General features: G+C 72.4%; 20 protein-coding genes. 15 read left to right on the forward strand and 5 right to left on the reverse strand.

Features of this window, described 5'->3' with window-relative positions; translation table 11 throughout:
• The first annotated feature begins 192 nt into the window (after window positions 1–192).
• The 12 genes from ACFVX6_RS09330 (at window position 193) to ACFVX6_RS09385 (ending at window position 12764) form a co-directional block, all read left to right on the forward strand.
• Window positions 193–528 (forward strand): (2Fe-2S)-binding protein, encoded by a 336-nt coding sequence (locus tag ACFVX6_RS09330; RefSeq protein ID WP_389689562.1) that lies wholly within the window; start codon window positions 193–195, stop codon window positions 526–528.
• Complete coding sequence (locus tag ACFVX6_RS09335; RefSeq protein WP_389689564.1) at window positions 509–1918, forward strand: NAD(P)/FAD-dependent oxidoreductase; 1410 nt, start codon at window positions 509–511, stop codon at window positions 1916–1918. The genes ACFVX6_RS09330 and ACFVX6_RS09335 overlap by 20 nt, the downstream gene beginning before the upstream one ends.
• A 111-nt stretch (window positions 1919–2029) precedes the next feature.
• Complete coding sequence (locus tag ACFVX6_RS09340; RefSeq protein ID WP_250742083.1) at window positions 2030–2959, forward strand: dihydrodipicolinate synthase family protein; 930 nt, start codon at window positions 2030–2032, stop codon at window positions 2957–2959.
• A gap of 20 nt (window positions 2960–2979) precedes the next feature.
• Window positions 2980–3984: a proline racemase family protein gene (locus ACFVX6_RS09345; RefSeq protein ID WP_389689566.1), complete on the forward strand. Its 1005-nt coding sequence runs from the start codon at window positions 2980–2982 to the stop codon at window positions 3982–3984.
• A complete protein-coding gene (locus ACFVX6_RS09350) occupies window positions 3981–5012 on the forward strand; it encodes a proline racemase family protein (protein WP_389689568.1) in 1032 nt (343 codons plus the stop codon). The genes ACFVX6_RS09345 and ACFVX6_RS09350 overlap by 4 nt, the downstream gene beginning before the upstream one ends.
• Before the next feature lie 23 nt (window positions 5013–5035).
• A complete protein-coding gene (locus ACFVX6_RS09355) occupies window positions 5036–5968 on the forward strand; it encodes an ornithine cyclodeaminase family protein (RefSeq protein WP_389689639.1) in 933 nt (310 codons plus the stop codon).
• A gap of 74 nt (window positions 5969–6042) precedes the next feature.
• The gene (locus ACFVX6_RS09360) at window positions 6043–6753 is read left to right on the forward strand and encodes a GntR family transcriptional regulator (RefSeq protein WP_389689570.1); all 711 of its coding nucleotides are present in this window, start codon (window positions 6043–6045) and stop codon (window positions 6751–6753) included.
• Window positions 6754–6979: 226 nt separating this feature from the next.
• The gene (locus tag ACFVX6_RS09365) at window positions 6980–8725 is read left to right on the forward strand and encodes an ABC transporter substrate-binding protein (RefSeq protein WP_389689572.1); all 1746 of its coding nucleotides are present in this window, start codon (window positions 6980–6982) and stop codon (window positions 8723–8725) included.
• Between the two features lie 22 nt (window positions 8726–8747).
• The gene (locus ACFVX6_RS09370) at window positions 8748–9731 is read left to right on the forward strand and encodes an ABC transporter permease (RefSeq protein WP_389689574.1); all 984 of its coding nucleotides are present in this window, start codon (window positions 8748–8750) and stop codon (window positions 9729–9731) included.
• Window positions 9728–10714 carry an ABC transporter permease gene (locus ACFVX6_RS09375; protein WP_389689576.1) on the forward strand — a complete coding sequence of 329 codons (987 nt, stop codon included), beginning with the start codon at window positions 9728–9730 and terminating at the stop codon, window positions 10712–10714. The genes ACFVX6_RS09370 and ACFVX6_RS09375 overlap by 4 nt, the downstream gene beginning before the upstream one ends.
• Entirely contained in the window at window positions 10714–11742 is a 1029-nt protein-coding gene (locus tag ACFVX6_RS09380; protein WP_389689578.1) for an ABC transporter ATP-binding protein, read from the forward strand. The genes ACFVX6_RS09375 and ACFVX6_RS09380 overlap by 1 nt, the downstream gene beginning before the upstream one ends.
• Window positions 11739–12764, forward strand: coding sequence for an ABC transporter ATP-binding protein (locus ACFVX6_RS09385; RefSeq protein ID WP_389689580.1), 1026 nt, complete (start codon window positions 11739–11741; stop codon window positions 12762–12764). Before ACFVX6_RS09380 ends, ACFVX6_RS09385 begins: the two co-directional genes overlap by 4 nt.
• Before the next feature lie 164 nt (window positions 12765–12928).
• Here the strand turns inward: ACFVX6_RS09385 and ACFVX6_RS09390 are convergent, their stop codons facing one another.
• Window positions 12929–15028, reverse strand: coding sequence for a prolyl oligopeptidase family serine peptidase (locus tag ACFVX6_RS09390; protein ID WP_389689582.1), 2100 nt, complete (start codon window positions 15026–15028; stop codon window positions 12929–12931).
• A 111-nt stretch (window positions 15029–15139) separates the two neighbouring features.
• Between ACFVX6_RS09390 and ACFVX6_RS09395 the strand changes: the two genes are divergently transcribed.
• Window positions 15140–16702, forward strand: a complete 1563-nt coding sequence (locus tag ACFVX6_RS09395) for an MFS transporter (RefSeq protein WP_389689584.1) — start codon at window positions 15140–15142, stop codon at window positions 16700–16702.
• 40 nt (window positions 16703–16742) lie between these two features.
• Here the strand turns inward: ACFVX6_RS09395 and ACFVX6_RS09400 are convergent, their stop codons facing one another.
• Both ACFVX6_RS09400 and ACFVX6_RS09405 read right to left on the reverse strand, forming a co-directional pair.
• On the reverse strand, window positions 16743–18164 hold the full coding sequence (locus ACFVX6_RS09400; protein ID WP_389689586.1) for a cytochrome P450: 1422 nt from the start codon (window positions 18162–18164) through the stop codon (window positions 16743–16745).
• Window positions 18165–18483: 319 nt separating this feature from the next.
• Window positions 18484–19113 (reverse strand): excalibur calcium-binding domain-containing protein, encoded by a 630-nt coding sequence (locus tag ACFVX6_RS09405; protein ID WP_389689588.1) that lies wholly within the window; start codon window positions 19111–19113, stop codon window positions 18484–18486.
• Window positions 19114–19314: 201 nt separating this feature from the next.
• Here ACFVX6_RS09405 and ACFVX6_RS09410 point away from each other — a divergent pair, with 201 nt between their 5' ends.
• Window positions 19315–19962 carry an ADP-ribosyltransferase gene (locus ACFVX6_RS09410; protein ID WP_389689590.1) on the forward strand — a complete coding sequence of 216 codons (648 nt, stop codon included), beginning with the start codon at window positions 19315–19317 and terminating at the stop codon, window positions 19960–19962.
• 218 nt (window positions 19963–20180) lie between these two features.
• On the opposite strand, the gene ACFVX6_RS09415 is transcribed toward ACFVX6_RS09410, so the two are convergent.
• Window positions 20181–21710 carry a UDP-N-acetylglucosamine 1-carboxyvinyltransferase gene (locus ACFVX6_RS09415; RefSeq protein WP_250742068.1) on the reverse strand — a complete coding sequence of 510 codons (1530 nt, stop codon included), beginning with the start codon at window positions 21708–21710 and terminating at the stop codon, window positions 20181–20183.
• Window positions 21711–21788: 78 nt separating this feature from the next.
• Window positions 21789–22280: a MarR family winged helix-turn-helix transcriptional regulator gene (locus ACFVX6_RS09420; RefSeq protein WP_389689591.1), complete on the reverse strand. Its 492-nt coding sequence runs from the start codon at window positions 22278–22280 to the stop codon at window positions 21789–21791.
• A gap of 98 nt (window positions 22281–22378) precedes the next feature.
• Here ACFVX6_RS09420 and ACFVX6_RS09425 point away from each other — a divergent pair, with 98 nt between their 5' ends.
• On the forward strand, window positions 22379–23248 hold the full coding sequence (locus tag ACFVX6_RS09425; protein ID WP_389689593.1) for a haloalkane dehalogenase: 870 nt from the start codon (window positions 22379–22381) through the stop codon (window positions 23246–23248).
• Window positions 23249–23333 lie beyond the last annotated feature (85 nt).

The following is a 23333-nucleotide window of genomic DNA, read 5'->3' on the forward strand; positions in this document are numbered from 1 at the left end:
AGGCGCGGGGTCTGGGGCGGAGCCCCAGGGGGTCCGGGCGCAGCCCGGTACCCCTCCAGCCCGTCCGGCATTTGAGGACCGGGTCCGGGCCGGCCCGGGGAACGGTGGAAGGGTGGGGCGGGGACGGCCCCGCAGGGCACACCGCAGTGCGGAACACGCGCCGCGGCAGAGGAATCGAGGAGGACGGAAGCGATGAGCGAAGCGACGAGGGGCCGGCGAAGGTCACCCCGCGACCTGGTGGGCGGCACCCCCGCGGAAACCTGGAGCCTCCGCTTCGACGACCGCGAACTCCCGGCCCAGTCCGGACAGAGCATCGCCGCCGTCCTCTGGTCCGCCGGCATCCTCGCCTGGCGCACCACCCGCGAAACCGCCGCCCCCCGCGGAGCGTTCTGCGGGATCGGCAGCTGCTACGACTGCCTCGTCACCGTCAACGGCCGCCCGAACCAGCGCGCGTGCCTCGTCCCCGCCCGCCCGGGCGACCACGTCACCACCCAGGAAGGGACCGGCCATGACGACCTCGCCGTCTGACTCCCCGTCCGACCTCGCCGTCGTCGGCGCCGGCCCCGCCGGTCTCGCCGCCGCGGTCACGGCCGCCGGACTGGGCCTGCGCGTCATCCTCCTGGACGCGGGGGAGCGGCCCGGCGGGCAGTACTTCCGTCACCCCGCGCCAGGCCTCGGCGCGGCCCGCCCCGAGGCCCTGCACCACGGATGGTCCGCCTTCGCCTCGCGCGAAGCCGCCCTGCAGGAGCATGTGGCGGCCGGCCGGATCACGTACCTCCCCCAGCACCACGTCTGGACGGTGACCCCGGACCCGGGCGCAGGCCCCGCCTGGACCCTGCACGCCGTCGCCGGCTCCGACGAGGCCCCCGCCACCGTCCGGGCCCGTACCGTCCTGCTTGCCACCGGCGCCTACGAGCGCCAGCTCCCCTTCCCCGGCTGGACCCTGCCCGGGGTCGTCGGAGCCGGTGGGGCGCAGGCCATGCTCAAGGCCGGGCTCGTGCTCCCGGGCAGCCGGGTCGTGGTCGCCGGGAGCGGGCCGCTGCTGCTCGCCGTGGCCGGCTCGCTCGCCGCCGCCGGAGCCCGGGTGCCCGCCGTCGTGGAGGCCGCCGCGTACACCGGCTACTCCGCCCATGCCCCCGCCCTGCTCCGCAACCCGGGCAAGCTGGTGGAAGGCGCCACGTACGGCGGGGCGCTGGTTCGCCACGGGGTGCGCCTGCTCACCCGGCACGCCGTCACCGAGGCCCACGGCACCGACCGGGTCGAGGCCGTCACCGTGGCCCGCCTCGACCGCGACTGGCGCCCGCTCCCCGGTACCGCCCGGCGCATCCCCTGCGACGCCGTGGCCGTCGGCCACGGGCTCGTGCCCCAGCTGGAGCTGGCCACCGGTCTCGGCTGCGCCACCCGCCCGAGCCCGGACGCCACCGTCGCCCTGGAGCTGGACGCCGAGCAGCGCACCTCCGTCCCCGGGATCTGGTCCGCCGGGGAGACCGGCGGCATCGGCGGCGCCCAACTGGCCCTGGCCGAAGGGGAGATCGCCGCCCACTCCATCGCGGGCCGGCCCGTCCCGGCACGCCTCGCCCGTACTCGTACGAGGCTGCGCGCCTTCGCCGCCGCGATGGCCGGCGCGCACCGGCCGGGCCCCGGCTGGACCGGCTGGTTGCGCGAGGACACCGACGTGTGCCGCTGCGAGGAGGTCCCGGCGGGCCGGATCCGGGAGGCCGTCGAAGACCTGGGCGCGCGGGACGCCCGTACGGTCAAACTCCTCACCCGGGCCGGGATGGGCTGGTGCCAGGGCCGGATGTGCGGGCCGGCCGTCGCCGCCCTCGCCGGGACCGACCCCGCCCCCGACCGCAGGCCGCTGTCCTGCCCGGTCCCCCTCCGCCACCTCGCCGCACTTCCCGCCGAACCGTCTCGCTGAGGCGCTTTCGGACGAACTTCCCTGACGGACCGCCGACAGGGCGGCCGCACCTCTTGTGGCCACGTCATACCCACTAGTAAAATGTCACACATCACCCTAGGGAGCATCCTCATGACCCACGCGCACACCCCCGCGCCCGCCGGTACGGACACCCGCACCCGCCCCTGGCACGGCATCATGGTCGCCACGACCCTGCCCCTGCGGGAAGACCTGAGCGTCGACCACGACGCCTACGCCGAACACGTGGCCTGGCTGATCGCCAACGGCTGCGACGGCGTCGTCCCCAACGGCTCCCTCGGCGAGTACCAGACCCTCACCGACGAGGAGCGCGCCCGCGTCGTCCGTACCGCTGTCGAGGCCGCCGGCGACGGGGCCCGCGTGATGCCCGGAGTCGCCGCCTACGGCAGCGCCGAATCCCGCCGCTGGGCCGAGCAGGCCGCCGAGGCCGGCGCCGGATCCGTGCTCCTGCTGCCGCCGAACGCCTTCCGGGCCGACGCGGACGCCGTGCGCGCCCACTACGCCGAGGTCGCCCGCGTCGGCGTGCCCGTGGTCGCGTACAACAACCCCATCGACACCAAGGTCGACCTCGTCCCCTCCCTGCTCGCCCGGCTGCACGCCGACGGCTCGATCGTCGCCGTCAAGGAGTTCAGCGGGGACGTGCGGCGCGCCTACGAGATCGCCGAACTCGCCCCGGGCCTCGACCTGTTGATCGGCGCCGACGACGTCCTGCTCGAACTCGCCCTGGCCGGCGCCGTCGGCTGGATCGCCGGCTACCCCAACGCGCTCCCGCAGGCCTGCGCCACCCTCTACCGCGCCGCCGTCGCGGGAGACCTCGACACCGCCCTGCCGCTCTACAAGTCCCTGCACTCCCTGCTGCGCTGGGACTCCAAGACCGAGTTCGTCCAGGCCATCAAGCTCTCCATGGACCTGGCCGGACGCCCCGGAGGCCCCACCCGCCCGCCCCGCTTCCCGCTCACCGGCGAGATCGAGGCCGGCGTCCGCGCCGCCACCGAGAAGGCCCTCGCCGAGGGTCTCAACTAAGCCAGTCCGAGGGGGACTTGATGCGCACCCGAAACATCTACCACGCGGTGGACTCGCACACCGAGGGCATGCCCACCCGGGTGATCACCGGAGGAGTCGGGGTGATCCCCGGCGCCACCATGGCCGACAAGCGGCTCCACTTCATCGAGCACCTGGACCACCTCCGGACCCTGCTCATGTACGAGCCGCGCGGCCACTCCGCGATGAGCGGCGCCATCCTGCAGCCCCCGACCCGCCCCGACGCCGACTTCGGCGTCCTCTACATCGAGGTGTCGGGCCTGCTCCCCATGTGCGGGCACGGCACCATCGGGGTCGCCACCGTCCTGGTGGAGACCGGCATGGTGCCCGTCGTCGAGCCGGTCACCACCGTCCGGCTCGACACCCCGGCCGGGCTCGTCAGCGTCGACGTCCGGGTCGAGGACGGGGCGGCCACCGCCGCCACCTTCACCAACGTCCCGGCCTTCTGCGTCGGCCTCGACCTCAAGGCCGAGGTCCCCGGGTACGGCACGGTCACCTACGACCTCGCCTACGGCGGCAACTTCTACGCCTTCGTCGAACTCGACTCCCTCGGGCTCCCCTTCGACCGGGAGCGCGGGGACGACCTGCTCGCCGCCGGACTGGCCGTCATGGAGGCGATCAACGCCTCCCCGGACCGGCCCGTCCACCCCGAGAACCCCTCCTTCGGCGGGGTCAAGCACGTCTACCTCGCCGCCCCCGGCTCCGACGCCCGCCGCTCCCGGCACGCGATGGCCATCCACCCCGGCTGGTTCGACCGCTCGCCGTGCGGTACGGGAACCAGCGCGCGCATGGCGCAGCTGCACGCCCGCGGACTCCTGCCCCTGGACACGGACTTCGTCAACGAGTCCTTCATCGGCACCGAGTTCACCGGCCGCCTCATCGGCGAGACCACGGTGGCCGGCCGCCCGGCCCTCGTGCCCACCGTCACCGGACGGGCCTGGATCACCGGCACCGCCCAGTACTTCCTCGACCCGTCCGACCCGTTCCCCGGAGGGTTCCTGTTGTGACCGTCGTACGAACCGTGGACTACCACACCGCCGGCGAGCCCTTCCGCATCGTCGACCTCACCTCCGGGGGAGCGCCGCCCGTGCCCGGGGACACCGTCGCCGAGCGCTGCGCCACCGCCATCGGACCGGGGGGATCGGGCACCGCCCCCCGGCGGGGCCCCCTGGACGACGTACGCCGGCTCCTCGTGCAGGAGCCGCGCGGGCACGCCGGGATGTACGGGGGCTTCGTGGTCCCGCCCGACGACGACGGGGCCCACTTCGGGGTGCTGTTCTGGCACAAGGACGGCTACTCCACCGCCTGCGGCCACGGCACCATGGCCCTCGGAGCCTGGGCCGTGGACACCGGCCGGGTCGCCGCCCCGGACGACGGGGACGTCCAGGTACGGATCGACGTGCCCTCGGGGCGGGTCGCCGCGACCGTGCACCGCTCGGGGGGCCGCACCACCGGGGTCACCTTCCGCAACGTCCCGGCCCGTAGCAGCGCCCGCAAGGTGCCCGTCGCCACCACCCTCGGCATGGCCGAGGTGGACATCGCGCACGGCGGGGCCTGCTACGCCTCCCTGCCCGCCCGGGACCTCGGCCTGGACGTGACCCCGGCCTCCCTGCCCGCGCTCGTGCGGGCCGGGAAGGAGATCAGGGCCGCCCTCGCCACCCACCCCGGGACCTGGCACCCGGACGGGCCGCTGCTCTCCGGGGTGTACGGGGTGACCCTGTACGAGGAGCTCCCCGACACCCCCTTCGGGCCGCACCAGCGCAACGTCACCGTCTTCGCCGACGGGCAGATCGACCGCTCGCCCTGCGGCTCCGGCACGTCGGCGCGGCTCGCGCTGCTGGCCGAGGACGGGCGGCTGGGGGAGGGGGAGGACCTGCTGCACGAGTCGGTCGTGGGCACGGTGTTCACCGGCCGCGTCGCCGCACGGGTGGCGGAGGGCGTGGTCACGGAGGTCACCGGTACGGCGTACCGCACGGGCGAACACCTCTTCAGCGTCGACCCGCAGGACGCGCTCGGCGCCGGGTTCCTGTTGTGATCCCCCAGCTGTCGGGCGCCGAGATGGCCGGGCTGCTCACCCCGGCCGCCGCCGCGGACGCGCTGGCCGGCGCCCTTCGGGCCGGGCTGGACCCGGAGACCTGCCCGCCGCGCAGCGCCCTGCCCGTGCCCGGCGGCGGGGAGCTGCTGCTGATGCCGGCCGCCACCGGGGCCTACGCCGGCGTGAAGATCGCCGGGGTGGCCCCCGGGAACCCGGCGCTCGGGCTGCCCCGGATCACGGGGTCCTACCTCCTCCTGGACGGGCCCACCCTGCGTCCGGTGGCCCTGCTCGACGGGGCGGCGCTGACCACCCTGCGCACCCCGGCGGTCTCGGCGCTCGCGCTGCGCCACCTGGCCCCGGCCGGGCGGCCGCTGCGGCTGCTGCTCTTCGGATCGGGACCGCAGGCGTACGGGCACCTCGAAGCGGTGCACGCGATGCGGCAGCTGGCGGAGGTGGTGGTCGTGGCCCGTGCGGGGTCCGCGGACAGCGCCGGCCGCGCGGAGAAGCTGGCGGCGCACGCGCGGGGGCTGGGCGTCCCCGCCCGGACGGGGACGGCGGCGGAAGTGGCCGACGCCGACCTGGTGATCTGCTGCACCACCTCCCGCGAACCCCTCTTCGACGGACGGCTGATCGCGCCGGGCGCCACCGTGGTCGCCGTCGGCTCGCACGAGCCGGACGCCCGCGAGGTGGACACGGCGCTGGTCCGGCGGGCTGCCGTGTACGTGGAGTCGCGTGCGGCGGCTCTGCGCGAGGCGGGGGACCTGCTGGTGCCGGAGGCGGAAGGGGCGATCGGCGCCGGTCATATCAGCGGCACCCTGGCCGACCTGGTCGCGGGCCGGATGCCGGGGGCTGGGGCAGCGAGTTGTCCACAGCTCTTCAAGAGTGTGGGCATGGCCTGGGAAGATCTCGCTGTGGCGGTCGCATTGTTCGAGGCCGCCGGGAGCGGTGTCCACTGAGGAGCGAGCGCAACGTGACATTGTACGCTGTTCCTCCGCACGCCGGTGGTGTGAGCGGTCTCGGAGGAAATGCAATGGGTGACCTGAAGCAGCACAGTCTCATCAAGGCTCAGGAACGGCTCCGCGACCAGGTCGGCCACGCCCTGCGGGCAGCCCTGATAGCGGGTGAACTGCGCCCCGGGAGCGTCTACTCCGCCCCCGGCCTCGCAGCCGAGCTCGGCGTCTCGGCCACCCCGGTGCGCGAGGCCATGCTCGACCTGGCCCGCGAGGGCCTGGTGGAACCGGTCCGCAACAAGGGCTTTCGCATCACGGAGGTCAGCGAGCGCGATCTGGACCAGTACACCGAGCTGCGCACGATGATCGAGGTCCCGACCATCGGCCGGATCACGAAGATCGCCACGCCGGAGTCCCTGGAGGCCCTGCGCCCCATCGCGCAGGAGATCGTCACCAGCGCGCGCGAGCACAACCTCATCGGCTACCTGGAGGCCGACCGCCGCTTCCACCTCACGCTGCTCGGCCTCTCGGGCAACGACCGCCTGGTGGAAACCGTGGGCGACCTGCGCAAGCGCTCCCGGCTGTACGGCCTGACGGGCCTGGACGAGGCCGGCAAGCTGGTCTCCTCCGCCGAGGAACACCTCGAGCTCCTGGACCTGATGCTCAGCGGCGACGCGGAGGCGGCCGAAGCCTGCATGACCCGTCACCTGGGCCACGTCCGCTCCCTCTGGGCCCAGGGCCGCGACGAACCGGTGGGCCGCACCAAGGGCCGCCTGGGCTCGGGCCTCTAGCGGCAGGTCCCGCCCCGGGTCCGGAGCGAACCCCGGGCCCCCACGACGCCGGGCGCAGCAGTGGCGCGCCCGGCGTTCGGCATGCCCAACACCCTGTTGCCCGTACTGATTTGGACACGGCTGGATAACGGTGGGTCCAACCTGGGTCCAACCCCTTGTCAGTACAATTTCACATTACTATGTTACCGGTCACATCATAGAGCGCGGCCCTTCACTGGAGTGACCCATGACCAAGCGCACCCAACTCGCCCTCGCCACCGCCCTGGTGGCCGCACTCGCACTCGGCGCCTCGGGCTGCTCCGACCCCAAGAAGGGCTCCGCCGGAGGCGGCGGCGCGTCCAACCCCGCCTCCGCCAACGACGGGAAGATCCTCGGCGGCGCACCCGTCAAGGGAGGCACCATCACCGTCCTGTCCAACCAGGACTTCGCCCACCTCGACCCCGCCCGCAACTGGGTCATGCCGACCATGGACTTCGGCACCCGCCTCCTCTATCGCACCCTGGTCACCTTCAAGGCCGAACCGGGCAAGGCCGGCAGCGAGCTCGTCCCCGACCTCGCCACCGACCTCGGCACCCCCTCCAACGGCGGCCGCACCTGGACCTTCACCCTGAAGGAAGGGGTGAAGTACGAGGACGGATCGCCCATCAAGGCGCAGGACATCAAGTACAACGTCGAGCGCTCCATGGCCCCCGACCTCACCGGCGGCCCCGACTACGCGGCCCAGTACCTCGCCGGCGCCGAGGGCTACAAGGGCCCGCTCCAGGGCAAGCACCTCGACTCCGTCAAGACCCCCGACGACCGCACGATCGTCTTCGAACTGAAGCGGCCCGTCGCCGAGTTCTCCGCGACCGCGACCCTCCCCACCTTCGCCCCGGTCCCCGAGTCGCAGGAGAAGGGCGCCCAGTACGACGCCCGCCCGTTCTCCTCCGGCCCGTACAAGATCGAGTCGTACGACCGCGACAAGAAGCTCGTCCTGGTCCGCAACGAGCACTGGGACGCCAAGACCGACACCGTCCGCAAGGCCTACCCCGACAAGTTCGTGGTCGTCATGGGCCTCAAGGGCGGCCAGATCGACGACCGGATCATCGCCGGGGAGGGCGCCGACGCCTCCTCCGTCCAGTGGTCCGACATGCGGCCCGAGAGCGCCCCCAAGGTGCTGCCCAAGCCGGAGATCAAGTCGCGGCTGCTGGCCGAGTCGCAGGGCTGTACCGAGATGCTCCACCTCAACAACTCCCGCGCCCCCTTCAACGACCCCAAGGTCCGCGAGGCCATGCAGTACGCCGTGGACAAGGAGGCCGTGATCACCGCGGGCGGCGGCCCTGCCCTCAACGAGATCGCCACCGCCTACCTGCCCCCGGCCATGTCCGGCGGCAAGCAGGCCGACACACTCAAGATCACCCCCTCCGGGGACCCCGCCAAAGCCAAGGAGCTCCTCAAGGCCGCAGGCAAGGAGACCCTGAAGGTCTCGCTCGCCGTCTCCACCGGCGACAAGGGCAAGGCGGAGGCCCTCCAGCAGGGCCTCGCCCGTGCCGGCGTCGAGGTCGTCATCGACACGGTCGACCCGGGTGCCTACTACGACGTCATCGGCGATCTGTCCACCACCCCCGACATGTCACTCGCCGGCTGGTGCCCCGACTACCCGTCCGGCTCCACCTGGATCCCCTTCGTCTTCGACGGACGCACCATCAAGGACAAGGGCAACCAGGGCAACAACGCCCAGTTCCGCGACGAAGCCACGATGAAGCGGATCGACGAGATCAACGCCATGGCCGACGCCAAGCAGGCCAACCAGGCCTGGATCGACCTCGACGCCGAGATCATGAAGAAGTCCCCGGCCATCCCCCTCCTGCTGGAGCGCAAGCCGCTGCTCGTCGGCACCAACATCGCCGGCGCCTTCGGCCACCCCGTCTGGGTCGGCCAGCTCGACTACGCCACCATCGGCCTCAAGGATCCGTCGAAGAGCCAGGGCTGAGGACGCGGGGGGCCCTGACACCATGACCACCACCGCACCGGGCGCCGCCGGACCGGGCGCCGCCCGTCCGGCAGCCCCGGACGGCGCACCGGCCGGGACCGTCCCCCCGGGCAGCAGCCCCTGGCAGCTCGCCCGGCGGGAACTCCGCCGCCGCCCCGCCGTCCGCGTCAGCCTCTGCGTCGTCCTCCTCTTCGTCCTGATGGCCGCCACCGCCCCCTGGCTGGGCGCGCTGGGCGGCTGGTCCCCGGACGAGTTCGACAAGTCCGCCATCGACCCCTACCTCGGCGGCCAGCCGCTGGGCTCCTTCGGCGGGATCAGCCCCGACCACTGGCTCGGCGTGGAACCCGTCAGCGGCCGCGACCTGTTCGCCCGCGTCGTCCACGGCGCCCAGGTCTCGCTGCTCATCGCCTTCGCCGCCACCGCCATCGTGGTCGTCGCGGGCACCGCCGCCGGAATCGCCGCCGGCTACTTCGGCGGGCGCACGGACGCCGTCCTGTCCCGGCTGATGGACCTGACGATGTCCTTCCCGTCCCTCATCTTCATGATCGCGATGCTGTCGGTGGCCAAGGACGTCAACCGCATCGTCCTCATGACCGTCGTCATCGGCGTCTTCGGCTGGCCCGGCGTCGCCCGCGTCGTCCGCGGCCAGGCCCTCTCGCTCAAACACCGCGAGTACGTGGACGCCGCCCGCGTCGGCGGGTCGAGCTCCTGGCGGATCCTGACCCGGGACATCCTCCCGGGGGTCTCCGGCCCGGTCATCGCCTACACCACCCTGCTCATCCCCGGCATGATCAGCACCGAGGCCGCGCTCAGCTACCTCGGTGTCGGCGTCCGCCCGCCCACCCCCTCCTGGGGCCAGATGATCGCCGAGTCCGTGGCCTTCTACGAGACCGACCCCATGTACTTCGTCATCCCGAGCCTCTTCCTCTTCCTCGCGGTCCTCGCCTTCACCCTGCTCGGCGACGCCCTGCGCGACATCCTCGACCCGAGGGGGGGCCGGACGTGATCCTCTACCTCGCGCGCCGGCTGATCGCCCTCGCCGGCGTCCTCCTGGCCATCGCCGCCGTCACTTTCCTCATCTTCTACGTGCTCCCCTCAGACCCGGCCGCGGCCGCCTGCGGCAAGACCTGCAGCGCCGAGCGGCTGGCCGACGTACGCGCCTACCTCGGCCTGGACCGGCCGCTGTGGCGGCAGTTCGGCGAGTTCCTCACCGGGATCTTCACCGGACGCACCCTCGGCACCGGCCAGTACGCCGTCCAGTGCGACTTCCCCTGCCTGGGCTACTCGTACGAGAACTCCCTGCCCGTATGGGACCTGCTGATGGACCGGCTCCCGGTCTCCGCCTCCCTCGCCGTCGGCGCGGCCGCCCTCTGGCTCGTCCTCGGCCTCGGCGCGGGAGTCACCGCCGCCCTGCGCAAGGACACGGCCACGGACAAGGTCCTCATGGTCGGCGCCGTGGCCGCGGCCTCCCTGCCCGTGTACTTCACCTCCGTGATGCTCATCTACGGAGTCATCCGCATCGCCGGGATCCTGCCCTACCCCAGCTATCAGGCCTTCACCGACAACCCCCTCGCCTGGGCGAGCAACCTGCTCCTGCCCTGGACCGCGCTCGCCCTGCTCTACGCCGCCATGTACGCCCGCCAGAGCCGCGGTTCGATGATCGAGGCCATGGCCGAGCCGTACATCCGCACCGCCCGCGCCAAGGGAATGCCCGAGCGCACCGTCGTGGTCAAACACGGGCTGCGCTCCGGAATGACCCCGATCCTCACCATCTTCGGCATGGACCTCGGCAGCCTGCTCGCCGGAGCCGTCATCACCGAGTCCATCTTCGGACTCCCGGGCATCGGAAGGCTGTTCTACGGAGCCCTGGTCAGCTCGGACCAGCCCGTGGTGCTCGGGGTCACCCTGCTGGCCGCCTTCTTCATCGTCGTCGCGAACCTCGCCGTCGACCTCCTGTACGCCGTCATCGACCCGAGGGTGAGGTACTGATGGCTCCGCCTTCCCAAACGCCGCCAACCCCCCTGCTCCAAGTGCGCGACCTGCAGGTCACGTTCACCACACCGCGCGGCACCGTACGCGCCGTCGACTCCCTCGGCTTCACCGTCGAGGCCGGCCGCACGCTCGGCATCGTCGGCGAGTCCGGCTCGGGCAAGTCCGTCACCTCCCTCGCCGTCATGGGCCTGCACCGGGGCGCCGAGATCGGCGGATCCATCGCCCTCGACGGACAGGAGCTGACCACCAAGTCCGAGAAGGAGCTCTCCAAGCTGCGCGGCCGCAAGATGGCCATGATCTTCCAGGACCCGCTGTCCAGCCTGCACCCCTACTACACGGTCGGCGAGCAGATCGCCGAGCACTTCCGGGTCCACTTCCGGGCCGGCCGGGCCGCCGCGAAGCGGCGCGCCGTCGACATGCTCGGCGAAGTCGGCATCCCCGAACCCGCCCGCCGGGCGGGGGAGTACCCGCACCAGTTCTCCGGCGGCATGCGTCAGCGCGCGATGATCGCGATGGCGCTCGCCTGCGAACCCGACCTGCTCATCGCCGACGAGCCCACCACCGCGCTCGACGTCACCGTGCAGGCGCAGATCCTGGAGCTGATCGCCGGGCTCCAGCAGGAGCGCGGGCTCGGCGTCGTCATGATCACCCACGATCTGGGCGTGGTCGCCCGGGTCGCCCACGAGGTCCTCGTCATGTACGGCGGCAGGGCCGCCGAACAGGCGCCGGTGGACGACCTGTTCGCCGACCCGGCGCACCCGTACACCCGGGGGCTGCTCGACTCCCTGCCCCGGCTGGACGACGCCGACGACGAGCCGCTGCGGGCCATCCCCGGCTCCCCGCCCTCCCTGCTCGCCCCCGCCCCCGGCTGCGCGTTCGCCCCGCGGTGCGCCGTGGCCGCCGCGAGCGGCGAGGAGGACCGGGAGCGCTGCGCCACGGTACGGCCCGAACTCCGGCCCTACGGCGACGCCGGCCGCGAGACGGCCTGCCACTTCGCGGGCGCCGTCCGGGAGGTGACCCGATGACCGCACCGAACCAGACGGGCCCCCGCACCGCCCGGGTCCCGGCGGCCCGCGCCGAGGTCCCGCCGCCACTGCTGAGCGTCCGCGACCTCACGATGGCCTTCCCCGGCAAACGGTCCGCGACCGGGCGCCGGGGGGCGCCCGTGCGCGCCGTCGACGGAGTCTCCTTCGACCTGGAGGCCGGCCGCACCCTGGGCCTCGTGGGGGAGTCGGGCTGCGGCAAGTCCACCACCGGGCGGATGCTGGTCCGGCTGCTCGAACCGACCTCCGGAAGCGTGGAGTTCGACGGCAAGGACATCAGCCGGCTCTCCCAGCGCGCCCTGCGCCCGCTGCGCCGGAACCTCCAGATGGTCTTCCAGGACCCGCACTCCTCCCTCAACCCCCGCCAGACGGTGGCCCGGATCATCTCCGACCCGCTGCTGGTCCAGGGTTCGAGCGCGGCGGACGCCCGCCGCCGGGCCGCCGAGCTGATGGAGCTCGTCGGACTGATCCCGGAGCACATCGACCGCTATCCGCACGAGTTCTCCGGCGGCCAGGCGCAGCGCATCGGGATCGCCCGGTCGCTCGCCACCAACCCCCGGCTGATCGTCGCCGACGAACCGGTCTCGGCGCTCGACGTCTCCGTCCAGGCGCAGATCGTCAACCTGATGGAGCGGCTGCGCGCCGAACTGGGCCTGGCCTACGTGTTCATCGCGCACGACCTCTCCGTCGTCAAGCGGGTCAGCGACCGGGTCGCCGTCATGTACCTCGGCCGGATCGTGGAAATGGGCGACAAGAAGTCGCTCTACGAGAACCCCCAGCACCCGTACACCAGGGCGCTGTTGTCCGCCGTACCGCTGCCCGACCCGGCGGCGGAGCGGCGGCGCGAGCGGATCGTGCTGCTCGGCGATCCGCCGAGTCCGGCCGCCCCGCCCCCGGGCTGCACCTTCCATCCCAGGTGCCCCGTGGCGCAGGAGATCTGCCGCACCGAACGGCCGCTGCTGCGGACGGTCGCCTCCCGTGAGGTGGCCTGCCACATGGCGTAGCCGCGGACGCCCGGGGGACCGGCGGGGAACCCGGGTACGGGAAGGGCCCCGGAGCGATGATCTCGCTCCGGGGCCCTTCCTCGTTTCCTTCGTTTCCTTCGTTCCTTCGTTCCGGCGGCGCCTCAGGTGCCGGTGGCCCGGCTCGGGGGCCGGGCCACCGCACCTCAGGCCAGGCCCAGCTCCTTGCGGAAGAACTCCAGCTCCAGCGCCATGACCTTCTCCCGCACCCCGCCCGGGGTCATGTGGGTGACCCCCGGCAGTGCGAGGAGTTGGTGCGGGCGCCCCGCGTCGGTCAGTGCCTGTGAGAGCCGCAGGGTGTGCGAGGGGTGGACGTTGTCGTCGGCCAGCCCCGTGACCAGCAGCAGCGGCCGGCGCAGACTCGCGGCGTCGGAGAGCAGACTGTCCCGCTCGTACACCTCCGGGTGCTCCTGGGGCAGACCCAGGTACCGCTCGGTGTACGCCGTGTCGTACTGCCGGAAGTCGGTCGGCGCGGCTCCGGCCGCCGCCGCGTGGAACACGTCCGGGCGGCGCAGCACCGCGAGCGCGGACAGGTACCCGCCGTAGGACCAGCCGCGGACGCCGACCCGGGTCAGGTCGAGGTCGTCGTGGCGCGCCCCGAGCGCCTGCAGGGCGGCGACCTGGTCCTCCAGGGTGACCTCGGAGAAGCCCCGGTACATGGCGTGCGTGTACTGCGGCGAGACGTACGCGGTGCCGCGGTTGTCGACGGTGACCACGGCGAAGCCCTGGTCGGCCCACCACTGCCGGTGCTGCCAGCGGCGCGGCTCGGCGCTGACGTCCTGCATGCCGGGGCCGCCGTAGCTGTCCATCAGGACGGGCAGCCGCGTGCCGGGGACGTGCCCGCGCGGCAGGACCAGGGCGGTGGGCACCGCGTGCTCGGTGACCCGCTCCAGCACCGGGGCCACCCGGTACGGCAGCGGCTGCGACAGGTCGCCGGGCGTGAACTCCCTGCCGTCGGCGGTCCGCAGGACGCGCCGGATCCCGTCGGCGTCGGCGAAGGTCAGCAGCAGCGCCCCGGCTGCGGCCTGGACGGAGTGCACCCCGGGCCCGTCCGCGAGCGGGGTCACCTCGCCCGTGTCCGGGTCCAGGAGGAGCACCTGCTGCTCGGAGGGGTCGCGCTGCCCGGCCTCGATCAGCAGGCGGTTCCCGTGGGTGCCGGCCACCTTGCGGACCTGGATCCCGTCCCCGGTGAGGAGTGTGCCGTCCAGCGCGAGCGCGCGGGCGGCCCCGCCGGGGGTGTCGGCCGAGGTGAGCATCCGGCCGTCGGCCAGGCGCGCCGGGGTACCGGGGAGCATGGGGTCCACCCACTGGGGGTGCGTGGTGCGCGACAGCTCCCGGGTGCGGCCGGTGTCCGGGTCGGCGGAGAGCAACAGGACGTTTCGCTGGAGCCGGTCGTGCACGGTGAGCAGGATCTCGGCGGGCGAGTCCCACTGCGCGTCGGAGAAGTAGGGGTAGGTCTCGGTGTCCCAGTCGAGCCGCACGGCGGCGTCCGGGCCCGGTCCGAGCACCCAGAGCCGTACGTCGGCGTTGGGGCCGCCCGCCTCGGGGTACGCGAAGTCCTCGGCCGGCAGCTCCGGGTGCGCCGGGTCGGCGAACCAGCGCCGCTGGAGGGCGGATTCGTCGACGCGGGAGGCCAGCAGGCGCTCGCCGTCGGGGGACCACCAGTGCCCGCGGTGCCGGTCGAGTTCCTCGGCGGCGGCGAACTCCGCGACGCCCCAGCGGGCTCCGTCGTCGGGGCTGACCCGGCCGCCGGGGACGGTGTGCAGGGCGTCGCCGGTGACGTAGGCGATGCGCGAGGCGTCGGGGCTGGGGCGCGGGTCGAAGACGGGCCCGGCGGTGGGGAGTTCCTTGGGCTGCGCGGGCGCTCCGGCGCCCGCCGCGCGGGCGCCTTCGTACGCGGCACAGTACAGGCGCCCGTAGAGCGCGAACACCGCGGTGAGCCCGTCGGCGGAGAGCGCGTACGAGCCGATCCCGGCGGCGACGAGCCGTGAGCGTTCGCGCAGCCGGCGCTCGACGACGGGGAGGGGCGCGGGCTCGGGGGACAGTTCGCGGGGGTCGGCGAGCCGGGTTTCGGCGCCGGTGGCGGTGTCCAGGACCCAGAGGCTGTCGAAGGGATCGGTGGGGCCGGTGGAGCGGAGGAACCAGAGGAGCCGGCCTTCGTCGCCGAAGGCGAAGGCGCGCGGGGCGCCGTAGGCGAACCGGGCGGTGCTCGCGGAGAGCCTGAGGAAGTCATCCATGCGATCCATGGAATCAGTGTGTCATGTGAAATACTACACGGTATATATCACACAGCATATGCCGCATGGCCTAGGCCGTTCGAGTGGTGACACCCCCGGTACAGGTTTAGCGTCGAGAAAGTGGACCCGAACGCTACGCCGAGCAGTACCAGCACCGGGACCGACGGCAAGGTCCAAGGCAGCGAAGGCCATCACGGACTAGCTCTGCTCGTGCTCGCCTCCTGCCAGCTCATGGTCGTTCTCGACATCACCATCGTGAACATCGCGCTGCCGCACATCCAGACCGCACTCGACTTCTCCACCGAGAGCCTGTCCTGGGTCGTCAACGCCTACACCCTCACCTTCGGCGGCCTGCTGCTCCTCGGCGGCCGCACCGGCGACATCCTCGGCCGGCGGCGCGTCTTCATCTTCGGCGTCCTGCTCTTCGGCCTGGCCTCACTGCTGGGCGGATTCGCCCAGAACGCCGGCCAGTTGATGGGCGCCCGCGCCCTCCAGGGCGTCGGCGGCGCCATCGCCTCTCCGACCGCCCTCGCGCTGATCACCACCACCTTCCGCGAAGGCCCCGAACGCAACCGGGCCTTCGGCGTCTTCGCCGGCGTCTCGGCCGGCGGCGGCGCGATCGGCCTGCTGGCCGGCGGCGTGCTCGTGGAGTGGCTCAACTGGCGCTGGGTGCTCTTCGTCAACGTCCCGATCGCGCTGCTGATCGCCCTGGTCACCCCGAGGGTGATCCGTGAATCCGCACGCCGTCCCGGACACTTCGACCTCGCGGGCGCCCTGCTCTCCACCCTGGGCATGGTGGCACTGGTCTACGGATTCATCCGCGCGTCCCAGGACGGCTGGCTGGACGGGCTGACGCTCGGCTCCTTCGCCGCGGCCGTGGTCCTGCTGACCCTCTTCGTCATCAACGAACGGCGCTCGCCCCAACCCATCACGCCGCTGCACATGTTCGCCGACCGCAACCGGGCCGGCACGTACGCGATCATGCTCTTCTTCGCCTGCGCGATCTTCGGCATGTTCTTCTTCCTGACCCTGTTCGTGCAGAACGTGCTGGGCTTCAGCCCGCTGCGGGCCGGGCTCGCCTTCCTGCCGGTCAGCGCGATGATCGCGGTGACGGCGGGGATCACCTCCCAGGGGCTGCCGAAGTTCGGGCCCAAACCGTTCATGGTGGGCGGCTCCCTGTTCTCGGCCGCCGGACTGGCCTGGCTCACGCAGACCGACGTCCACTCGACGTACCTGGGCAGCATCCTGGGCCCGATGCTGCTGTTCGCCGCGGGCATGGGCATGCAGTTCGTGTCCCTGACCCTGATGGCCCTCTCGAACGTCCCCGACCGGGAATCGGGCGCGGCCTCCGGACTCCTGAACGCGATGCAGCAGGTGGGCGGTTCGCTGGGCCTGTCCATCCTGGTCACGGTCTTCGGCACGGCCAGCCGCAACGAGGCCAAGGACCAGGTGGGCTCCTTCCTGCGCACCGCCACACCCGAACAGAAGCTCTTCTTCGCCAAGACGAAGCAGTACCCGAAGCCCTGGAGCGACCAGGTCCTCACCTCCGGCGTCAGCGCCGCCTTCGTGGCGGCAGCCGTGTTCACCCTGGTCACGGCGCTGATCGCGCTCTTCGTCATCCAGGTGCGGCCCTCGGACCTCGCCCGTCTCCAGGGCAACCACACACCGGCCGCGGGGACCTGACCCCGCGGGCGGGCGTCCGGTTCACGGCCGGCCGGTTGGCTCAGGGGCCCGCGCGACGGATCCGGCAGCGCGCCGGACCGGTGGTGCGCAGGGTGATCCCGGCGGTGACGGACACCTCGGTGTCCACCGCCTCGAACTCGTAGGCCCGCAGCAGCATGGCCAGCGCGATCACCGACTCCAGCATGGAGAAGTGCTGCCCGATGCAGGCGCGCGGTCCGCCGCCGAAGGGCAGCCAGGCGTAGCGCGGCCGGGCCGCCTCCGCCTCCGGGGTGAACCGGTCGGGATCGAAGCGCTCCGGGTCCGGCCAGTAGTCGGGGTGGCGGTGGGTCACCCAGGGCGCCACGATCACATCGGCGCCGGCCGGGATGGTGTGCCCGTCGACCTCGGCCGCGGCCACCGAGCGCCGGCCGAGGACCGGGGCCGCCGGGTAGAGCCGCATGGCCTCCTTGAGCACCTGGGTGAGGTACGGGAGCCGGTCGAGGTCGGCGGCCCCGGGCGTACGGTCGCCCAGCACCGCGGCGATCTCGGCGCGGGCCCGGTCCTGGAACTCGGGATGGCGGGCCAGCAGGTGGAGGGAGAAGGCCAGCGAGGTGGCGGTCGTCTCGTGCCCGGCGAGCAGGAAGATCAGGACCTGTTCGCGCAGTTCGGTGGCGTCGAACTCCCCGTCGTCGTCGCTGCTCGCGGCGGCGAGCAACGACAGCAGGTCCTCGCCGGCTCCGGCTCCGGCTTCCTTGCCACTGCCACTGCCACTGCCACTGCTGCGGCGCTCGGCGATGATCCCGTCGCACACCGCGTACAGCTCGTCCATCGCGGCGGCCGCCCGCTTGTTGCCCGGAGTGGGCCAGTCGCGGGGGATGTTGACGGGGGAGTAGCCGCGGCGCATCACATAGGCGGTGATGACCGGAAAGGACCGGTCCACGACGTCGGCGGTGGCGTCCACGTCGGTGCCGAAGAGGATCCGGGCGACGGCGCGCAGCGCCAGGGTCATCATCTCGTCCGCGACGTCGACGACCCCGTCCGGGGCCGCCTCCCAGGCGGCCAGGGTGGAAGCGGTCTCGGTCGCGACGGCGTCCGCGTACCCGTCCACCCGGCGCTTGGTGAACAGCAGCTGCACCAGCCGCCGCTGGCGCAGGTAGTCCTCGTCCTGGCTGGTGAGTAGACCGTTGCCGAGGGCGTCGCGGACCTCTTGGTACAGGGCGTTGTCCTTGCGGAAATTGGCCGCCTGCGTGGCCAGGACCTGCTGCGCCCCCTCCGGCGAGAACACGCAGTGCAGCTCGGTGCGCAGCCCCGGCGGACCGGCCGTGATCCGCACGATGTCGCCGTGCAGGTGCCGTGCCCGCTGATACGTACCGAGGGCGTCCGACTTCAGATCGGCGAGCGACCCGAGCAGCGGGACGCCCTCCAGCCGGGGTATCCCCGTACGGTCGCTGCTGCCTGCCCGTGGTGCTTGCGCTGCTGCCATGGCTCCGCCCTCACAACTGTGCCGAAAGGGCGATTCTGCGGTCGGTCGCCCGCCGGGGGCGAGGGCCGACGGACCATCAGGCCGAATATCGCCGCAGCGCGGGCCCCTCTCCCGGGCCTGACCGACAAGATCCGAAAGAGACGACCTAGGGCCGGTCGTCAAACTCCCGTCGTCGCCCGAAGGGAGGCCTCGCGGCGTCTGGTGCGTGCTCTCGGCGCGCTGGGCGGAAGCCTGCGTACTGGACGTACTTGGCTTTCGCCCGGTGCGGCGAGAGCGCGTGCCAGGCGCCGCGAGGCAGAAGGGAGTTTGACGACAGGCCCTAGTCGCAGGCGACGCCGTCGTCGTCGCGGTCGAGGTGCCGGGCGTAGCCGGGCCGGCCGCGCCGGATCGGGGCGGCGCCGGCGGCCCTGGCCTCGGCGCAGTTCCGGTAGCTCACGTCCTTCGGGCCGGGGGCCGGGGTCGGGCCGGACGTCGGCGGCTTCGGCGGCTTCGGCTTCGGATGGCCCGGGTCCGCGGAGGGGACCGGGGTCTTGGCGGGGCTCGACCCCTTGGGCGGATGCAGGGAGGCGCCGGCGGCGGCCGGGCAGGGTGTCCCGGGCGCGACGAGCGAGATCTCGACGGAGGCGTCGCCCGTCACGGGGGTGGCGGCAGCCGGGGTCTGGAAGCAGACCGCCCACGACCCGTGGTCGGCGGCGAGCGGGACGTCGTCGTAGGCGCTGCGGGCCTCGACCGGCTTGGGAAGCAGCGGTTTGACGAGGGCCTCGGCTTCGGCGGACGTCTTCCCGATGAGCTCGGGCATCGTGGGCCCGGGGGACGCGCTCGGGGCGGGCGCGGATCCCGGTTTCCCGGAGTCCTTGCCCTTCGAGGCAGCCGGCTCCCCACACCCGGCGAGGAGCAGGACGGCGGCCGCCGCGGCGGCGGCTATGGCGATGCCTCGATGCTCGGGCATGAAGTTGACCCCCCCAGGAACACGCGGCGTCGAACCGCCTTGGCACGGGAGCCTACCCAGGCCCCCGGGCGCGCTTCGGCTCCGCAGGATCGTTCCGTCATCAACTCACTCTCAATCCAGGCCAGTCGAGAGGGAATCCGACACACTCACCAACGAGTGAGGGTGCCGCCGAGCGCGGCGCGATGACGCCAGGGTGGGCCCATGATCACCCTCCGCGCCCTGCGCCGTCGCGCCGCCGTGCTCGCGACCGCCCTCGCCGCCGCCCTGCTGCCCCCGGCCTCCGCATCCGCGTCCGCCTCTGCCTCCGCCCCCGCCGCGGCCCGGGGATCGCTCCACGCCGCGGCTCCCGCGAACTCCTGCCCCCGGGTCCAGAACCACCTCTTCGCCGCCGCCGACGAGCGCGTGGAGGTGGAGCGCATCACGCCCTCCCCGTCCTGGCGGATCAACTGCAAGCAGCTCTACCGCTCGGACGGCCGCCCGCCGGCGGTGGTCTTCGAGGAGGGCTTCCTGCCCAGGGACACCGTGAACGGCCAATACGACATCGAGAGTTACGTCCTGGTCAACCAGCCTTCCCCGTACGTCTCCACCACTTACAACCACGACCTGTACAAGTCCTGGAAGAGCGGCTGGAACTACTACATCGACGCCCCGGGCGGGGTGGACGTCAACCAGACCATCGGCGACACCCACAAGTACGCCTCCCAGGTCGAGGTGGCCTTCCCGGGCGGCATCGCCCGCTCCTTCATCGTGGCCGTCTGCCCGGTGGACACGGTGAAGAAGGTGGAAATCATGGACCGCTGCGAGGACAACCCGCACTACGAGCCCTGGCGCACCAACTACCCGGGCTGAGCACGTGACGGTGGGCCGGAAGCCTGTGCTCCGGCCCACCGCTCCTGGAAACATCCCGCGCATGAAGAAGCCCGCGCGGGTCTTGGCGTACGTCCGGGGCAGGGTGATTCTCGGAACGCGAAAGGCCGCCGCCGGTGCCCCCCGGGCAAGGCGGGGACACCGGCGACGGCCGACGGACGGCACGGGCGGGACGGAAACCGTCTCGACCCGGGGCCGGCTCAGATGTCGCGGAAGATCTCGATCTGCGCGCCCACCGAGTTGAGGCGCTCCGCCAGTTCCTCGTAGCCGCGGTTGATGACGTAGACGTTGCGCAGGACCGAGGTGCCCTCGGCCGCCATCATCGCCAGGAGGACGACAACCGCCGGGCGCAGGGCCGGGGGGCACATCATTTCTGCCGCGCGCCAGCGGGTGGGGCCCTCGACCAGGACGCGGTGGGGGTCCAGGAGTTGGAGGCGGCCGCCGAGGCGGTTGAGGTCCGTGAGGTAGATGGCGCGGTTGTCGTACACCCAGTCGTGGATCAGGGTCTGGCCCTGGGCCACGGCCGCGATGGCGGCGAAGAAGGGGACGTTGTCGATGTTCAGCCCGGGGAAGGGCATCGGGTGGATCTTGTCGATCGGCGCTTCGAGCTTCGACGGGCGGACGGTGAGGTCCACCAGGCGGGTGCGGCCGTTGTCGGCCGTGTACTCGGGGGAGCGGTCGTGGTCGAGGCCCATCTCCTCCAGGACCGCGAGCTCGATCTCCATGAACTCGATCGGGACCCGGCGGATGGTGAGTTCGGATTCCGTGACGACCGCCGCGGCCAGCAGGCTCATCGCCTCGACCGGGTCCTCGGAGGGGGAGTAGTCCACGTCCACGTCAATGTTCGGGACGCCGTGCACCGTCAGGGTCGTGGTGCCGACGCCGTCGACCCGGACGCCGAGCGCCTCCAGGAAGAAGCACAGGTCCTGGACCATGTAGTTGGAGGAGGCGTTGCGGATGACGGTGGTGCCGTCGTGCCGGGCGGCGGCCAGCAGCGCGTTCTCGGTGACGGTGTCCCCGCGCTCGGTCAGCACGATGGGGCGGTCCGGGGAGATCCCGGACTCGACCTGGGCGTGGTAGATGCCCTCGGTCGCGGTGATGTCCAGGCCGAAGCGGCGCAGGGCGATCATGTGCGGCTCGATGGTGCGGGTGCCGAGGTCGCAACCGCCCGCGTAGGGCAGCTTGAAGTGGTCCATCCGGTGGAGCAGGGGGCCCAGGAACATGATGATGCTGCGGGTGCGGCGGGCCGCGTCCGCGTCCATGGCGTCCATGTCGAGGCGGGCCGGCGGTACGAGTTCCAGGTCGATGCCGTCGTTGATCCAGCGGGTGCGGACGCCGATGGAGTTCAGGACCTCCAGGAGGCGGTAGACCTCCTCGATGCGGGCGACCCGGCGAAGGACCGTGCGGCCCTTGTTGAGCAGCGAGGCGCACAGCAGGGCCACGCACGCGTTCTTGCTCGTCTTGACGTCGATCGCGCCGGACAGACGGCGGCCGCCGACCACGCGCAGGTGCATCGGACCGGCGTAGCCCAGGGAGACGATTTCGCTGTCGAGGGCTTCCCCGATGCGCGCGATCATCTCAAGGCTGATGTTCTGGTTGCCGCGCTCGATCCGGTTCACGGCGCTCTGGCTGGTGCCGAGGGCGTCCGCGAGCTGACTCTGTGTCCAGCCCCGGTGCTGCCGAGCGTCACGGATGAGCTTGCCGATGCGTACGAGGTAGTCGTCTGCCATGGATGCACCGTATCTCAGATATGAGATGTTGCTCGCGCTGGGTGTGGCAGACGGGTGTCAACGTACATGAAACCGGACTTACCGGTCGTCAGCTCCCATGGTGGGGCCGCCGTGTGCGTGGTGCGCGACGAGCCGGCCGAGCAGGTCGACGAGCTGCTCGCGCTCCGGTGCGGACAAAGGGGACAGAAGCTCCTCCTGGGCCGCGGCGAGCAGTTGCTCCAGCTTGCGCAGTCGGCGCCGGCCGGCGGTCGTGAGGGTGATGACGTTGCGCCGCCGGTCGGCGGGGTCGGGGGTCCGCTCGACCAGCTCGCGTGCGGCGAGTTCGTTGATGACGGCGACCAGGTCGCTGCGGTGGATGTCGGTGCGGCCGCTGAGGGTTGCCTGGCTCGCGGGTCCGAACTCGTCCAGGGCGACCAGGGTCGCGTAGTGCCATTTGCGGGCGTCCGCCCCGCTCAGCCCCTCGGTGACGAGCCGCGTGGCGTGCGCCGAGGCCTGTGAGAGCAGTCGGCTGGGCAGTTCGCGCAGGCGCGCCGGGAGGGCGGAGGCGCCCTGGTCCTCTTCCGTGGTCATGGCGGGATCGTACCCCTTGCGTTCGGGGCACTAACGATTTAAGTTCGTTGGTGTCACGAACGTTTGTGGCACCAACGAACTAGAACGGATGGTTCCCCATGCCCGTCATCGACGTACGCGACTCGACGATGCACTACGAGGAGCTCGGCGCCCCCGACGGCGTCCCCTTCGTCTTCCTGCACGGCAACCCGACCTCCTCCCACCTGTGGCGGGGCGTACTGCCCCGGATCGGTGGCCGGGTCCGCGTCCTCGCCCCCGACCTCATCGGGATGGGCCGCTCCGGCAAGCCCGGCGGCGAGTACCGCTTCGCCGACCACGCCCGCTACCTCGACGCCTGGTTCGAGGCCCTCGGCCTCGACGAGGTCGTCCTCGTCGGCCAGGACTGGGGCGGGGCGCTCGCCTTCGACCGGGCCGCCCGGCACCCGGAGCAGGTCCGCGGGCTCGCCTTCATGGAGACGATCCTGCGGCCGATGACCTGGGAGGAGTACCCGCCCGCCGCCCGCGCCCGGTTCGAGGCGATCCGTACCCCGGGGGTGGGGGAGGAGATGATCCTGGAGCGGAACCTCTTCATCGAGGACAGCATCGGCAAGACGGTGCTGAACCCCATGAGCGAGGCCGACCACTCCGTCTACGCCGCCCCCTACCCGACCCCCGAGAGCCGGGTCCCCCTGCTCCGGTTCGCCCGCTCCCTGCCGATCGGCGGCGAACCGGCGGACGTGCTCGCCCGGATCGAGGAGTACGACGCCTGGCTGGCCGCCAGCCCGCAGGTGCCCAAGCTCCTGCTGCACTTCGACGGCTCGCCCGCGCTGATGGTCGGCCCGGAGCTGGTCGCGTGGAGCGAGGAGAACATTTCCGCGCTGGAGAGCGAGTACTGCGGCGCCGCCGCCCACCTCTGCCCGGAGGACCGGCCCGAGGAGATCGCCGCCGCCGTCACGGCCTGGGCCGCACGCCACGGCCTTGCGGGCTGAGCGCCGGCCGCCCGGGGCGGGGGTTCAGCAAGCCCCTTGCTCCGGAAGCCCCCCTGCTCCGGAAGCCCCCCGCTCCGGAAGCCCC

The organism is Streptomyces sp. NPDC058289, assembly GCF_042880975.1.
Taxonomy (GTDB): Bacteria; Actinomycetota; Actinomycetes; order Streptomycetales; family Streptomycetaceae; genus Streptomyces; species Streptomyces stoeckheimensis.

What these genes read in the sequence shown, in the direction of transcription:
- ACFVX6_RS09330 (WP_389689562.1), top strand. Translation starts at nt 193, where the DNA reads ATGAGCGAAGCGACGAGGGGCCGGCGAAGGTCACCCCGCGACCTGGTG.
- ACFVX6_RS09335 (WP_389689564.1), top strand. Translation starts at nt 509, where the DNA reads ATGACGACCTCGCCGTCTGACTCCCCGTCCGACCTCGCCGTCGTCGGC.
- ACFVX6_RS09340 (WP_250742083.1), top strand. Translation starts at nt 2,030, where the DNA reads ATGACCCACGCGCACACCCCCGCGCCCGCCGGTACGGACACCCGCACC.
- ACFVX6_RS09345 (WP_389689566.1), top strand. Translation starts at nt 2,980, where the DNA reads ATGCGCACCCGAAACATCTACCACGCGGTGGACTCGCACACCGAGGGC.
- ACFVX6_RS09355 (WP_389689639.1), top strand. Translation starts at nt 5,036, where the DNA reads ATGGCCGGGCTGCTCACCCCGGCCGCCGCCGCGGACGCGCTGGCCGGC.
- ACFVX6_RS09360 (WP_389689570.1), top strand. Translation starts at nt 6,043, where the DNA reads ATGGGTGACCTGAAGCAGCACAGTCTCATCAAGGCTCAGGAACGGCTC.
- ACFVX6_RS09365 (WP_389689572.1), top strand. Translation starts at nt 6,980, where the DNA reads ATGACCAAGCGCACCCAACTCGCCCTCGCCACCGCCCTGGTGGCCGCA.
- ACFVX6_RS09370 (WP_389689574.1), top strand. Translation starts at nt 8,748, where the DNA reads ATGACCACCACCGCACCGGGCGCCGCCGGACCGGGCGCCGCCCGTCCG.
- ACFVX6_RS09380 (WP_389689578.1), top strand. Translation starts at nt 10,714, where the DNA reads ATGGCTCCGCCTTCCCAAACGCCGCCAACCCCCCTGCTCCAAGTGCGC.
- ACFVX6_RS09385 (WP_389689580.1), top strand. Translation starts at nt 11,739, where the DNA reads ATGACCGCACCGAACCAGACGGGCCCCCGCACCGCCCGGGTCCCGGCG.
- ACFVX6_RS09390 (WP_389689582.1), bottom strand. Translation starts at nt 15,028, where the DNA reads ATGGATCGCATGGATGACTTCCTCAGGCTCTCCGCGAGCACCGCCCGG.
- ACFVX6_RS09400 (WP_389689586.1), bottom strand. Translation starts at nt 18,164, where the DNA reads ATGGCAGCAGCGCAAGCACCACGGGCAGGCAGCAGCGACCGTACGGGG.
- ACFVX6_RS09405 (WP_389689588.1), bottom strand. Translation starts at nt 19,113, where the DNA reads ATGCCCGAGCATCGAGGCATCGCCATAGCCGCCGCCGCGGCGGCCGCC.
- ACFVX6_RS09410 (WP_389689590.1), top strand. Translation starts at nt 19,315, where the DNA reads ATGATCACCCTCCGCGCCCTGCGCCGTCGCGCCGCCGTGCTCGCGACC.
- ACFVX6_RS09415 (WP_250742068.1), bottom strand. Translation starts at nt 21,710, where the DNA reads ATGGCAGACGACTACCTCGTACGCATCGGCAAGCTCATCCGTGACGCT.
- ACFVX6_RS09420 (WP_389689591.1), bottom strand. Translation starts at nt 22,280, where the DNA reads ATGACCACGGAAGAGGACCAGGGCGCCTCCGCCCTCCCGGCGCGCCTG.
- ACFVX6_RS09425 (WP_389689593.1), top strand. Translation starts at nt 22,379, where the DNA reads ATGCCCGTCATCGACGTACGCGACTCGACGATGCACTACGAGGAGCTC.